The organism is Luteimonas sp. A649 (assembly GCF_054072735.1).
The window spans coordinates 1,434,843-1,447,945 of the sequence record NZ_JBSVRQ010000001.1 but is presented as its reverse complement, the minus strand read 5'-3'; the positions used below and the strand labels follow the sequence as shown (position 1 = coordinate 1,447,945).

Genomic DNA, 13,103 nt, shown 5'->3' with positions numbered 1-13,103 from the left:
TCCAGGGCAGACAGGCAGGGGATACAGGGCAATGCTGAGCGTCGGCATGGTGGTCGCGGCCGCGACGCTCTGGCTGGTCCTGCTGTTTGGCGTGGCGGTGTATGCCGAACGCCGGCCCGGGACGCTGGCGCGCCACTGGCACCATGTCTACGCGCTGTCGCTGGCGGTGCACTGCACGTCCTGGACCTTCTACGGCACGGTGACCCAGGCGGCGCGCTACGGCTGGCCGCTGCCACCGACCTTCCTCGGTGCGATCGTGTTCTACGCGCTGGCCATCGGCTTCATGGTGCGCCTGGTGCGCCTGGCCCGCGCCAGCAACGCCACCTCCATCGCCGACCTCATCGCCACGCGGCTGGGCAAGGATCCCTGGCTTGCGGCGGTGGTGACGCTGGTGGCGCTGCTGGGCATGGTTCCCTACATCGCGCTGCAGCTGAAAGCGGTGACGATGAGCTTTGCCACCCTGACCAGCCCTGGCGAGGTCGCCGCGGTGGTTGCGCCCTGGCGCGATGGCGCGCTCTACGTCGCGCTGGCGATGGCGGTGTTCGCCATCGCCTTCGGCACGCGCCGGGCCAGCGCCACGGAGCACAACCGCGGCCTGGTGCTGGCGATGGCCTTCGAATCGCTGTTCAAGCTGGCGGCGATGCTGGCACTGGGGGCCCTGGTCTGGTTCGGGCTCGGTGATTTCGACGTCGCCGCGCCGCCGCCGCCACCACAGCCGGTGGGTGGCTTCATGCCGCTGGTGCTGCTGGGCGGGCTGGCGATGTTCATCCTGCCGCACCAGTTCCACGTCGGCGTGGTCGAGTGCCGCGACGAGCGCGATGTGCGCACCGCGCGCTGGCAGTTCCCGCTGTACCTGGTGCTGATCGCGCTGCCGACCCTGCCGCTGGCGCGCGCCGGTACCGCACTGCTCGGCGACAGCGTGCCGTCGGACATGTACGCGCTGGCGTTGCCCGCCGCGCTGGGGCATGACGGCCTGGCGCTGTTCGCCTTCCTTGGCGGCCTCAGCGCGGCCACCGGCATGGTGGTGGTCAGCACCCTGGCGCTGAGCCTGATGATCGGCAACCACTGGTTCACGCCCGGCCTGCTGCGCGGTGCGTGGGCGGTGGGTCGCGCCGGCGACGACGACCATCGTGGCGCGCTGCTGGCGCTGCGTCGCGCCGGCATCCTGGCCGTGATGCTGCTGGCCTGGGCCTACAGCCGCGTGATCGTCGGCAGCGAAGCCCTGGCCGACATCGGCGGTGTCTCGTTCTCGGCCCTGGCCACGCTGGCGCCAGCGCTGTTTTGCGCCGTATGGCGTACGCGCACGCCGGCCGCGGCGGCCACCTGGGGCGTGTTGGCATCGTTCCTCGCCTGGGCCTGGGTCACGCTGTCGCCGATGCTGGTGGAGCTCACCGGCGGCGACGGGACCTGGCTCATGGCCGGGCCTTGGGGCATCGCCTGGCTGGCGCCGGACACGCTCTTCGGGCTGACCGGCTGGAGCCGGCTGGGACGTGCGGTGGGTGCCAGCCTGTTCGTGGGCATCGCCACCACGCTCGCGCTGTCAGCCTGGCTGTCGGCGCCGGATCGCGACGTGGCGCGTGGCTCCGACCTGCGGACCCTGCGCCAGGCGGGGCGACGCTTCCTTCCGGTGCGCGCCGTCGACGAGTTGCTGCGCGGCGCACCCGCGAGCGGGCCGGTGCCGTCGGTGATCGAGGCACGCCTGGAGCGTGAACTGTCCGCCGTCCTCGGCAGCGCCTCGGCGCGCCTGTTGCTCGATGCCGCGCGCCGCGAGGCCGGGCCGGACCTGGACACGGTGGCGGAAATCGTCGGCGAAGCCTCGCAGGACCTGCGCTTCAACCAGCGCGTGCTGCAGGCAGCACTGGAGAACATGAGCCAGGGCATCAGCGTGGTCGACCGCGAGCTGCGGCTGGTGGCCTGGAACCGCCGCTATGCGGAGCTGTTCGGCTATCCGCAAGGCCTGCTGCGCATCGGCGTGCCGGTGGCGGACCTGGTCGTGCACAACCTCCAGCGTGGGCTCGCAGGGGACATCAGGGGACGCGTGGATGCCGAGTCGTCCAAGCGCATGCGCCACATGCAGTCCGGCACGCCCTACGTCAGCGAGCGCGTGTTCCCGGACGGCGGCATCGTCGAGATCCGTGGCAATCCGATGCCCGGTGGCGGCTTCGTCGCCACGTTCACCGATGTCACCGCCTTCCGTCGCACCGAGGCCGAGCTCAAGCGCAGCAACGAGACGCTGGAGCAGCGCGTGGATGAGCGCACTGCCAGCCTCGACCAGGCACGGCGAGAGGCCGAGCGCGCCAACGAGGCCAAGAGCCGCTTCCTGACCGCGGTGGGCCACGACCTGCTGCAGCCACTGCATGCAGCGCAGCTGTTCACCGATGCGCTGGCTGAGCAGGTCGAGGGCAGCAGGAAGGCATCGCTGGGCCAGATCCGCGGCGCGCTCGACTCCACCACCGACCTCCTGACCGGCCTCTTCGACATGGCTCGGCTGGAGGCCGGTGGACTGGTGCCACAGCCCCGCGCGTTCCCGCTGGCGGAAGTCCTGGAGCCACTGGCCTCCGAGTTCCGCGCACTGGCCGAGGATCGGGACCTGTGTTTCAACCACGTGGCCAGCGCCGCCTGGACGCACAGCGATCCGCAGCTGCTGCGGCGGGTGCTGCAGAACTTCCTCGCCAATGCCGTGCGCTACACCGAGCGCGGCCGCGTGCTGCTGGGCGTGCGCCGGGTCGACGGCGGCCTGCGCATCGAAGTGCACGACACCGGCCCGGGCATCGACCTGGCGCAGCAGGCGCTGATCTTCGAAGAGTTCCGCCGTGGCGAAGGCGTGGGCGGGCAGGGACTGGGGCTGGGGCTGGCGATCGCCGAGCGCATCGCGCGGCTGCTCGGTTCGCGGGTGGAGCTGCGCAGTCGTCCCGGCGCGGGCACCTTGTTTGCGATCACGCTGTCGCGCGTGGCCGCGCCGGCGGATGCCGTTGCCGTCCCGGCCGTGCGCGCGGGCATCGCCGGTGCGCACGTGCTGCTGCTGGACAATGATCCGATGGCGCTGGAATCGCTGGCCGCGCTCCTGCGCGGCTGGAACTGCAGCGTCGACCTGGCCGCGGATGCCGATGCCGCGGTCGCGGCCCACGCCGCGCGCCCCGCGGACCTGTGGCTGCTCGACTACCACCTCGACGACGGCGACACCGGCATCCAGGCCTGGCAGCGGCTGTCGGCGCGCTTCGGCAGCGTGCCCGCGCTGGTGCTCACCGCCGACGCTACGGATGCGGTCCGACGCGAGGTCGCCGAGCATGGACTGGGCCTGTTGCAGAAGCCGGTGCGGCCGCTGGCGCTGAAATCGATGCTGGGCCGGATGTGGGTCCGGCACGGACGCGCGGGCTGAGCGCCCTACAATCACCGGCCCTCCGCCTGTCGCAGCCACGATGCCCTACACCCCGATCCTGGCCACCCTCGGCTACGTGCTCTCGCCCGACGGACGCCGCGTGCTGATGATCCACCGCAACGCGCGCCCCGGCGACCTCCACCTGGGCAAGTACAACGGCCTGGGCGGCAAGCTCGAGGCGAACGAGGACGCGCTCGCCTGCATGCGTCGGGAGATCCGCGAAGAGGCCGCGATCGAATGCACGCGCATGCAACTGCGCGGCACCATCAGCTGGCCGGGCTTCGGCAAGCATGGCGAGGACTGGTTCGCCTTCGTCTTCCTGGTCACGGAGTTCACCGGCACGCCGCTGGCGGCGAATCCGGAAGGCACGCTGGAGTGGGTGGACGTCGACAGCGTGCTCGAGCTGCCGCTGTGGGAAGGTGATCGCCACTTCGTGCCGCTGGTGTTCGACGACGACCCGCGCGCCTTCCACGGCGTGATGCCCTATCGCGACGGGCGCATGCAGTCCTGGGCGTTCTCGCGCACCTGAGCGCGGAGTCAGGCCTCGCGTTCGACCTGGCGCGCGGGGTCGCTGAGTTCAAGCTCCCGCAGGATCACGCCGGCCTGTGTGCGGTTGCGCGCCCCGAGCTTCTCGAAGATCGCCGACAGGTGGGCCTTCACCGTGCGCTCCTGCACGTCCAGCCGGTCGGCGATCTGCTTGTTGAGCAGGCCGTCCGCCACCAGCGCCAGTACGCGGAACTGCTGCGGTGTGAGGCTGGCCAGGCGCGCGGCCAGGTCGGCGTCGCCGGGCGTGGAGTGCGCGCGCGACACGGCGCCGCGCAGCGCCGGTGGCAGCCACTCTTCGCAGGCCAGCACGGTGCGGATCGCGTCACGCATTTCGTCCAGGCCGGCGCTCTTGGGGATGTAGCCGGCAGCACCGTGGTCGAGCGCGCGCCGTACCACCTGCGGATCTTCGTTCGCCGACACCAGCACCACGGCGACCGCCGGGAACTGGGCGCGGATCGCGGCCAGCCCGGCCAGTCCGTGGTTGCCCGGCATGTGCAGGTCGAGCAGTACCAGATCGATGTCCGGACGTGACTCCAGCAGGGCGAGGGTCGCGTCGAGCGTGCCGGCCTCGAGCGTCTCGGTGCCGGCCTCGGCTTCCACAGCAGCGCCGCGCATGGCGGCGCGGAACAGCGGGTGGTCGTCGGCGATGAGCAGGGTGGCCATGATGCTGCTTGGTCGTCCGCGGCCGTTACTGCGTCGACCAGCCGCCGTCGACCGGGAAGGAGGCGCCGGTGACGTTGTGCGCTTCGCGGCGGCACAGCCACGTCGCCAGCGCGCCGATCTCTTCGGGCAGCGTCATGCGCAGGCTGGGCTGCTTCTCGGCCAGCAGCGCACGCACGCCATCGTCGCGGCTGCCGCCGTTGCGGCGGGCTTCGATCTGCGGCTCGATCAGCGGCGTCTCCACCCAGCCCGGGCAGATGCAGTTGACGGTCACGCCGCCGCCATCGCGGCTGCCGACGGCGGCGTATTCCAGCGCCGCGACCTTGGACAGGCCGACGATGCCGTGCTTGCTGGCGACGTAGGGCGCCTTGTCCTTGGACGCCACCAGGCCGTGCACCGAGGCGATGTTGACCACGCGGCCGAAGCTGCGCGCAGACATGCCCGGCATCGCCAGGCGCATGGTGTGGAAGGCGGCGCTCAGGTTGATGGCGATGATGGCGTCCCACTTGCCGACCGGCATCTCGGCCAGCGGCACCGCGTGCTGGATGCCGGCGTTGTTGACCAGCACGTCGATCGGCGACCAGGCGTCGATGTCGGCCATCATCTTGCTGATCGCGTCCGGGTCCAGCAGGTTGGCGTCGAAGTGGCGGACGTCACGGCCGCCCGCGGCGCGCACGGCGTCGAGCGCCGCGTTGACCTGGGATTCGTCGCCGAGGCCGTTGATCGCCACACGGGCGCCGGCCTGGGCCAGCGAGCAGGCGATCGCCAGGCCGATGCCCGAGGTGCTGCCGGTCACCAGCGCGGTGCGGCCGGAAAGGAAGGTGTCGGTCATGGCGTCGGCTGCGGGGTGCGGGGAGGACGTCCACGGTAGCAAATCGCCACCCCGCATCCCTGCGTACAAAAGTACGATGCCGGCGGCGCTGTCGACTGCTACGGTGCAGGCCATTCCCCGTACCAGAAGGTGGCGCACGTGCGCGAGACACAGCATCGGATCCTGCCTGCGCCCAGGGCGCGCCTGCGCTCCGCCGCGGTGGCGCTGGCCGTGACCGCGGCGATTGCCGGCTGCGCTTCGCAGTCAACGCGCGACGCCACCACGGAGGCCGTGATGTTTGAATACCAGCGCAGCAGCATGCACCGCGATGGCGACGACCTGCTCACCGCCGGACTCGGCATCGACGGCCTGCGCCAGATGGTGCCGCCCGCGTTCGCCGATGCCGAAGCGCCGACCGCCGCCGAGCTGCGTCGCCGTGCGCTGTGGAGCAACTGGCGCGGCATCGCAGATCTCGGTCCCGGCGGCGGCTACGGCGTGCTGTACGGCAGCATGGACGCTGTGCCGGGGCGCGAGTTCTCGGCCTACGCCACGGTGCCGGGCGCGACGCATCCGCACCGCGTGCTGCTGCAGCTGCCCGACGGCTTCGATGCCGCAAAGCGCTGCGTGGTGGTGACCGCGTCTTCGGGTTCGCGCGGCATCTACGGATCGATCGCCGTGGCCGGCGCCTGGGGCCTGCCGCGCGGCTGCGCCGTGGCCTATACCGACAAGGGCGCGGGCAGCGACTACTTCGACCTGGATGCGGGCATCGGCTTCGGGGCTGATGGTCGCGCCGCGGCGAAGGATACGGCCAGCGACCTCGCCTTCGTACCCGATGCGCCCGCAGGCGCGACCGGCGTCGCCTTCAAGCACGCGCACTCGCGGGACAACCCCGAGGCCGACTGGGGCCGCCACGTGAAGCAGGCCGCGGAGTTCGCGCTGCAGGCGCTGGACGACGCGCTGCCCGCGCAGGCGCCCTTCACCTTCGACAACACCCGCGTGATCGCGGTCGGAATCTCCAACGGCGGCGGCGCGGTGCTGCGCGCGGCGGAGCTCGAGGGCGACTGGCTCGATGCCGTTGTCGCCGGGGAACCGAACGTTTACGTAGACGGGCAGGGTGGACGCACGCTCTACGACTACACCACCGAAGCCGCGCTGCTGATGCCCTGCGCGCTGCTCGACATGGACAACCTGCCGCAGCCGCCGCTGCTCACCCAGGTCAAGCCGCTGTATGCCGCGCGTTGCGCGTCACTTGCCGCCGGGGGGCTGCTGTCCGGTGCCGACACCGCCGCACAGGCGCGCGAGGCCCACGACGCACTGCGCGACGCCGGCTGGACCGACGAGGCGCTGCGCGCCGGTGCGCTGTCCGCGGGCTTCGACCTGTGGCGTGCGGTGGCCGCGACTTACGCAAGCGCCTATGGCCGCTACGGCGTTGGCGAGGGTCCCTGTGGCTTTTCCTTCGCCGCCCAAGGCACCGACTTCCTGCCACGGGTGGCAACCGCCGCCGAGCGCGCAGCCTGGTGGTCGGATGCCAGCGGCATCCCGCCGGGCTCGGGCGTCGGCCTCGTCGATGCGGGCATGGCCCCGCCGGACCTCACCCTGAAGGGCCTGCAGTGTCTGCGCGAGCTGTGGACGGGCGAGGGCGCTGATGCCGATCGCGTGCGTGCCGGCATCGCCGCCACCCGCGCCGCGCCGCCGCGCGAAGGGCTGCCGGTGGTGGTGGTGCACGGTCTCGACGACGGCCTGATCCCGGTCGCGTTCAGCAGTGCGCCCTACGTCGCCCACTCCCGCACCGCGGGCCGCGACGTGCGCTACTGGCAGGTGCGCAACGTGCAGCATTTCGATGGTTTCCTGGCGCTGCCCGACTACGCCGCGCGCTACCTGCCCCTGCTGCCCTATGTGTACGAAGCACTCGACCGCGTCGATGCGCATCTCGATGGCGCGGCACTGCCCGCCGATGCGGTGATCGACACGACGCCGCGCGGCACGGCGGCGCTGGAGGCCTCGCACCTGGCCATTCCGCGCTGAATGGCCGTGCGGCAATGCCTGTCGCCGCTATGGCGGCTCCCACAAAAAAAGCGCCGTTGTGGGAGCGGCTATAGCCGCGATCCGGCGCCCGGCAGGAACCACTTGCTCCCACCGTGACGGCCGGTTTGGCATGCTGGCCTCCCATCCGCGACAGGAACGGCGATGACCCGCCAGCGACACTTTTCGATGATCCGCGACTTCCAGCTCGCGGACTGGTTCACGCTCGCCAACGCGGTCTGCGGTACCGGTGCCATCTTCGCGGCGATGCGCTACCTGCAGGAAGGCGGCATCCGCGACCTGATGCTGGGCATGGCGCTGATCCCACTGGCCTTCGTGTTCGATGCGCTCGACGGCCGCGTCGCGCGCTGGCGCAAGGTGGCCTCGACGCTGGGCCGCGAGCTCGATTCGCTGGCCGATGTGATCTCCTTCGGCGTCGCCCCGGCCGCGCTCGGCTACGCCTGCGGTCTACAGGGCGGCTGGGACTGGGTGGTGCTCAGCTATTTCGTCGGCTGCGGCGTGAGCCGGCTGGCGCGCTACAACGTCACCGCCGAAACGCTCGCCGATGGCGGCGACAAGGTGAAGTACTTCGAAGGCACGCCGATCCCCAGCAGCGTGGCGATCGTGCTGCTGCTGGCGGTGGCCGCCTGGCAGGGCGCGCTGGGCGACGCGATCTGGTTGGGGCAGTGGCAGCTCGGCCCCTGGCAGCTGCATCCGCTGGTGCTGGTCTATGCGCTTTCGGGCTCGCTGATGATCAGCAAGACGATCCGCATCCCCAAGCCCTGATCCGCGCTGGCGCCGACATCGCGCATTGCTATGATCGGTGGAACAGATGGAGGTGCGCGATGTCGGTGAATCCACGGGACGATTTCGAGTCACTGGCACGGCGCTACTGGGCTGCCTGGGGCGATGCGCTGCGCGACGCGGTGCCGGGCAGCGGCGCGATGCCTGGATTCGGCGCAATGCCTGGCATGGGTGCGATGCCCGGATTGGGCGCGGTGCCCGGAATGGGTGCGATGCCGGGCATGTCCGGACCGCAGGTATCGCCGCAGGGCGCGGAGGCCTGGCAGCAATTGCTGGACTGGTGGACGCAGCTGGCCCACGGCGGCCGCACCGAAGCCAATGATGCGCTCACGCATTTCAACAGCCAGGCGCGCCGCTGGTACGGGCGCATGCAGGAGGTCGCCGCGCGCTTCGCCGGGCAGGAAGCCAGTGCGGTCGACGTCGCGCGCGCCTGGAAGGAAGCGCTGGGCGCCAGCGGCGAGAACCCGTTCCCGGAGATGCTGCGCAGCATGCGCGGCCACGGACTGCAGGGCCTGGAGCAGTGGGTCGAGGATGCCTCGCCCTGGCTCGACGCGGTGCGCGGCGAGGGCATGGCCTTGCTGCGGATGCCGGCCTTCGGCTCCGGGCGAGAGCAGCAGGAGCGCCTGCAGGCGCTGGCCGGCCACGTGGCCGAGTACCAGCAGGCGTCCAGTGCCTACGCTGCGCTGATGCTGAAGGCGCAGCAGGAAGCGTTCGTGATCTTCGAAAGCAGGTTGATCGACCACGAGGAACCAAACCGCCAGATCCAGTCGGCGCGCGCCCTGTTCGACCTCTGGATCGATGCCGCCGAGGAGGCCTACGCCGAGATCGCGCTGTCGCCCGAGTTCCGCGAGGTGTACGGAAAACTGGTCAACGCGCAGATGCGCGTGCGCGGCGGCGTGCAGCGCATGGTCGAAGACGCCTGCACGCAGCTGGGCATGCCCACCCGCAGCGAACTCGATGGCGCACACCGCAAGCTGGCGCAGCTGGAGCGCGAGGTACGGCGGCTCCGCGATGCGGTGGCGGGCGGGACGGGTGGTGGTGCGCGCGCGTCGGCGGCGCCACAGCGTCGGCAGGCGTCTGCGACTGCTTCGATGCCTGTATCAGAGCCTGCGGCGCCGACGGTGTCCGCTGGAGAACCCGCTGTGGCGGCCAGGCGCACGTCCAAGGCGCCGAAGAAGACGGCCGCACGCAGCACGACGAAGGCTGCGACGAAGCGCGCTCCCGCGCGTGCTGCGAAGAAGGCGACGAAGCGTGTGACCAAGCGCGTATCGGAGAGCGCGCCGGCCCGTGCCGCGAAGCCTGCCAAGACAGCCAAGACAGCCAAGACAGCCAAGACAGCCAAGCCTGCGAAGACGGCCAAGACTACGCAGGCGGTCAAGACAGCCAAGTCAGCGAAGAGGGCGGTGAAGCGCGTTGCAAAGGCCGCCACGACGCGCGCTGCCAAGCGTCCGGCCGGGAAGGTCGCCAAGCGCGCCACGAAGGCGAGCGGCGGACGCTCCTCCGCCGGCAGGAGCTTCGGCGGCGCGATCGCCGGCGCGATGCCACGGGCACCCGCGCCGATGGCGTCGACGACGAAGAAATCCGTGAAGAAGGGGACGCGCTGACATGTACGGTCCGCTCAACATCACCCCCGCGGGGCTCGCCGAAGAGGCGATGCGCCTGCAACAGAAACTTGCCGCGGGCCTGCAGGTGCTGCGCGAAGTCGATGACGTCGACTTCGGCGCCACCCACCGCCAGGAGGTCTGGCGCGACGGCAAGGTCGTGCTCTACCGCTTCATCGGCGATCGCGAACCCACCGCGCGCGTCCCGCTGCTGATCGCCTACGCCCTGGTCAACCGCCCCTACATGGTCGACCTGCAGGACAACAAGTCGCTGGTGCGCCAGCTGCTCGCGCGCGGCGAGGACGTCTACATCATCGACTGGGGCTACCCCGACCGTTCCGATCGCTTCCTCGACCTCGAGGACTACATCGAGCGCTTCATCGGCGGCGCCGTCGACCACCTGCGCGACAGGCACCGGCTGGATGCCATCAACCTGCTCGGCATCTGCCAGGGCGGGGCGTTCTCGCTCAGCTATGCCGCGCTCAATCCCGCCAAGGTGCGCAACCTGATCACCATGGTCACGCCGGTGGACTTCCACACGCCGGACAACATGCTGTCGAACTGGACGCGCGGCATGGACGTCGACCTGTTCGTCGACACGCTCGGCAACGTGCCGGCCGATCTCATGAACATGTGCTACCTCACGCTCAAGCCCTGGCGGCTGTTCGTGCAGAAGTACGTGGGCATGGCCGACATCCTCGATGACAAGGCGGCGATGGAGGACTTCCTGCGCATGGAGAAGTGGATCTTCGATTCGCCCGACCAGGCCGGCGAGGCCTTCCGCCAGTTCATCAAGATGTTCTACCAGGGCAACGGCTTCGTCGAAGGCGGCATCGAGATCGGCGGGCGCGAGGTGCACCTGGGCCTGGTCGAGATGCCGGTGCTCAACATCTACGCCGAACAGGACCACCTGGTGCCGCCGTCGGCCTCGAAGCCGCTGGGGGGGCTGATCGGCGGCAGCGACTATTCCGAGCTGTCGTTCCGCGGGGGCCATATCGGCATCTACGTGTCGGGACGGGCGCAGAAGGAAGTGCCCGACGCGATCCACAACTGGCTGGCGCAGCGGTGAACGCGGTGAAGCCCAGCCTCAGCCGGCCACTCGACGACCGCGTGCTGGTGGGCGTGATCGGCGGCATCGCGCGCCGCTTCGGCTGGAGTTCCACCCTGCTGCGCGTGCTGTACGTGGTGTTCTCGGTGCTGTCGGCGGCCTTCCCCGGAATCATCGTCTACCTGGTGCTGTGGCTGCTGATGCCCGAGGACGGGTGAGCGCGCGCGACGTGCTCGCGTTCCGGGGCATGCTCGGTGCGCTCGGCATCGCCTGGACGCTGCCCAATACCCTCGCCGGCCTCGCGGTCGGGCTGGCCGCGCTGCCGTTCGGCGCGCGCGTGTGCCTGCGCAGGCGCGACCTTGCGCTGGTGTTCGACGCCGTGCCCTGGGGGCCGGGCGGGGCGCTCACGCTGGGCAACGTGATCCTCCACACCGGCGACAGCATCGACTGCGACTGCCTGACGTACGCGCATCGTGCAGGGCTGTGCGAGCACCCTGCGGTGCGCCTTGCCGACCACGAGCGCGCCCACGTGCTGCAGTACATGGCGCTCGGAATCCTGTTCCTGCCCCTGTACTTCCTGTGCGGCGGGATCAGCGTGCGCAACCGCTTCGAGCGCGCTGCCGATCGCTACGCGCTCACCGGCCGCGGATGGTGGCCCTGGCCGACGCCGCCGACGGACGGTCGCGTGGATTGACGATCGTTTAACGCCACGGGCGCTACTGTCGATGCGTCGAAGAAAAAGCGGAAGGCCTCACAGCCAGACGCAATCGCTTCGACAAACGGGAGGCTCAGCCGACCGGGGAAACCCGGACGACTGGGCCTTTCACTTGTGGGCTGGCGCCGTCCCCTGGGGTTTACCCGGGGCGCCGCGCCGATACGGACGCGCTAGTCTGGCCACTGAACCGGAGGCCGTGCCCATGAGTCCAGTCCGCCTGCGTGACGACGTCACGCCCTGGTCTTTCTTCCTGCCCACGATGCTCGCGGTGACCGTGGGTATCCTCGCAGCCGATGTGGTCGCCCATGTGGCCGGTGCGGTTTTCGGTTCAGACGACACGCCTGTCGTGGCCACCGCGGATGCGCCGCGGGTCGGCGCGGTCCGGGACGACTTCGAAGAGGGCCCGCTGGCCGAAGGTGCGGGCGCGGTCGAGGTCGGCCAGTCCAGCGGCGGCGACCTGGTGCTGCTTCCGGGACCCGTGGCCGCGATGCGTGATGGCGCCGAGCGCGCCTGCATCAACCACACGATCGCCCTGCGGCGCCCCAACGGCTGGGAGCAGGGACTCGAAGAGAACGTGCCGCTGCGCTGCCGCGCCAGCTCTCCCTGACAGGAACGCCGATGGCGGCCGCTTCCGCGATATCAGGCGGTGACCAGGGGCAGCAAGGTGATGCTGTCGCCGCGGCGCGCGCCAGCGGGACCGTAACGCCTCTCGGCGAACAGCACGTGGTCGCGTGCCACCAGCACCACGCTGCTGCAGCGCGTGCCGTATTCGGGTCCGCTCACGAATGGAGGCGAGAGTGCGCGTTCAAGCTCGAGTCCAACGCCCGTGTCGGGAAGCCTGTCATCGGGGGCCGGCCGAGTGTCGGCCAGGGCCTTGAACAGCGGATCCAGGGCCTCGGGTGCGCCGAGGGGATCGGCAGCGGCATCCGGCGTATCCAGCCAGGCCTCCAGCGCGCGCGTGGCCACCATGCTTTTCGGCCAGGGCGCGTCGAAGGCCCCGTTGGACATGGCGTGCATGCCCGGAGCCACTTCGACCCGGGAGGTCGCGGGATGGTTGCTGGCGTGGACGAGTGAGCGGCCATCCCAGAACAGCGCGTTGAACAGGCCATAGCCGTCGGCGGCCGCCTGCGTCGCGGCGAAGTTCTCCGACGTGGCACGGCCCCGCACGAAGTCGCGGACCAGCCATCCCCTCGAGCAGGGCCGTTGCGCCATGCCGCTGCCGCGACCATCGCGGACGTTGGTCACGGCTGCAAGCCGGCCCCATGGCGACACCTGCAGCCAGCCGCCGCCCTGCACCAGGTCACGGCCGCCGTAAACGCCGGGCGCGTCGGGGTCGAGGCTGGCCGCGGCCGTGGGACGCCCGTGGAACTCGTCGCGGTTGGCGGCGATGGCCAGCGGGTAGCGGGGATGGAGTTGCCAGGCGAGGGCGATCAGGCACATGTCGCCATGGTAGCGGCCCGGGGCAGGAGTCACCCGGAAGGGATCGTGCGTCAGACGTAGCAGCTGAAGTTCCCGGC

At 70.5% G+C, this 13,103-nt stretch carries 12 protein-coding genes; 9 read left to right on the top strand and 3 right to left on the bottom strand.

Annotated features, from left to right (window positions below):
• The first annotated feature begins 31 nt into the window (after positions 1–31).
• The gene (locus ACW5E8_RS06695; RefSeq protein ID WP_456964688.1) at positions 32–3,379 is read left to right on the top strand and encodes a hybrid sensor histidine kinase/response regulator; all 3,348 of its coding nucleotides are present in this window, start codon (positions 32–34) and stop codon (positions 3,377–3,379) included.
• A 40-nt stretch (positions 3,380–3,419) separates the two neighbouring features.
• Positions 3,420–3,908 (top strand): NUDIX hydrolase, encoded by a 489-nt coding sequence (locus ACW5E8_RS06690; RefSeq protein WP_456964687.1) that lies wholly within the window; start codon positions 3,420–3,422, stop codon positions 3,906–3,908.
• 8 nt (positions 3,909–3,916) lie between these two features.
• Here the strand turns inward: ACW5E8_RS06690 and ACW5E8_RS06685 are convergent, their stop codons facing one another.
• The gene (locus tag ACW5E8_RS06685; RefSeq protein ID WP_456964686.1) at positions 3,917–4,588 is read right to left on the bottom strand and encodes a response regulator; all 672 of its coding nucleotides are present in this window, start codon (positions 4,586–4,588) and stop codon (positions 3,917–3,919) included.
• Positions 4,589–4,613: 25 nt separating this feature from the next.
• Positions 4,614–5,417 carry a 3-hydroxybutyrate dehydrogenase gene (locus ACW5E8_RS06680; protein ID WP_456964685.1) on the bottom strand — a complete coding sequence of 268 codons (804 nt, stop codon included), beginning with the start codon at positions 5,415–5,417 and terminating at the stop codon, positions 4,614–4,616.
• A gap of 138 nt (positions 5,418–5,555) precedes the next feature.
• Here ACW5E8_RS06680 and ACW5E8_RS06675 point away from each other — a divergent pair, with 138 nt between their 5' ends.
• The 7 genes from ACW5E8_RS06675 (at position 5,556) to ACW5E8_RS06645 (ending at position 12,193) form a co-directional block, all read left to right on the top strand.
• The gene (locus tag ACW5E8_RS06675; protein WP_456964684.1) at positions 5,556–7,421 is read left to right on the top strand and encodes a 3-hydroxybutyrate oligomer hydrolase family protein; all 1,866 of its coding nucleotides are present in this window, start codon (positions 5,556–5,558) and stop codon (positions 7,419–7,421) included.
• Between the two features lie 162 nt (positions 7,422–7,583).
• A complete protein-coding gene (locus ACW5E8_RS06670; RefSeq protein WP_456964683.1) occupies positions 7,584–8,204 on the top strand; it encodes a CDP-alcohol phosphatidyltransferase family protein in 621 nt (206 codons plus the stop codon).
• 59 nt (positions 8,205–8,263) lie between these two features.
• Positions 8,264–9,826 (top strand): class III poly(R)-hydroxyalkanoic acid synthase subunit PhaE, encoded by a 1,563-nt coding sequence (gene phaE, locus ACW5E8_RS06665; protein ID WP_456964682.1) that lies wholly within the window; start codon positions 8,264–8,266, stop codon positions 9,824–9,826.
• Position 9,827: 1 nt separating this feature from the next.
• Positions 9,828–10,892 carry a class III poly(R)-hydroxyalkanoic acid synthase subunit PhaC gene (gene phaC / locus ACW5E8_RS06660; protein ID WP_456964681.1) on the top strand — a complete coding sequence of 355 codons (1,065 nt, stop codon included), beginning with the start codon at positions 9,828–9,830 and terminating at the stop codon, positions 10,890–10,892.
• A gap of 5 nt (positions 10,893–10,897) precedes the next feature.
• Entirely contained in the window at positions 10,898–11,089 is a 192-nt protein-coding gene (locus ACW5E8_RS06655; protein ID WP_456964680.1) for a PspC domain-containing protein, read from the top strand.
• Between the two features lie 29 nt (positions 11,090–11,118).
• Entirely contained in the window at positions 11,119–11,565 is a 447-nt protein-coding gene (locus ACW5E8_RS06650; RefSeq protein WP_456965262.1) for a hypothetical protein, read from the top strand.
• Between the two features lie 223 nt (positions 11,566–11,788).
• Positions 11,789–12,193, top strand: a complete 405-nt coding sequence (locus tag ACW5E8_RS06645; protein WP_456964679.1) for a hypothetical protein — start codon at positions 11,789–11,791, stop codon at positions 12,191–12,193.
• A 32-nt stretch (positions 12,194–12,225) separates the two neighbouring features.
• Here the strand turns inward: ACW5E8_RS06645 and ACW5E8_RS06640 are convergent, their stop codons facing one another.
• Complete coding sequence (locus tag ACW5E8_RS06640) at positions 12,226–13,059, bottom strand: NRDE family protein (protein ID WP_456964678.1); 834 nt, start codon at positions 13,057–13,059, stop codon at positions 12,226–12,228.
• Positions 13,060–13,103 lie beyond the last annotated feature (44 nt).

Bases quoted from the DNA above. Each gene is read 5' to 3' on its own strand.
- ACW5E8_RS06645 (WP_456964679.1), top strand. From the start codon at position 11,789: ATGAGTCCAGTCCGCCTGCGTGACGACGTCACGCCCTGGTCTTTCTTC.
- ACW5E8_RS06690 (WP_456964687.1), top strand. From the start codon at position 3,420: ATGCCCTACACCCCGATCCTGGCCACCCTCGGCTACGTGCTCTCGCCC.
- ACW5E8_RS06650 (WP_456965262.1), top strand. From the start codon at position 11,119: ATGCTCGGTGCGCTCGGCATCGCCTGGACGCTGCCCAATACCCTCGCC.
- phaC (WP_456964681.1), top strand. From the start codon at position 9,828: ATGTACGGTCCGCTCAACATCACCCCCGCGGGGCTCGCCGAAGAGGCG.
- ACW5E8_RS06695 (WP_456964688.1), top strand. From the start codon at position 32: ATGCTGAGCGTCGGCATGGTGGTCGCGGCCGCGACGCTCTGGCTGGTC.
- ACW5E8_RS06680 (WP_456964685.1), bottom strand. From the start codon at position 5,417: ATGACCGACACCTTCCTTTCCGGCCGCACCGCGCTGGTGACCGGCAGC.
- ACW5E8_RS06670 (WP_456964683.1), top strand. From the start codon at position 7,584: ATGACCCGCCAGCGACACTTTTCGATGATCCGCGACTTCCAGCTCGCG.
- phaE (WP_456964682.1), top strand. From the start codon at position 8,264: ATGTCGGTGAATCCACGGGACGATTTCGAGTCACTGGCACGGCGCTAC.
- ACW5E8_RS06685 (WP_456964686.1), bottom strand. From the start codon at position 4,588: ATGGCCACCCTGCTCATCGCCGACGACCACCCGCTGTTCCGCGCCGCC.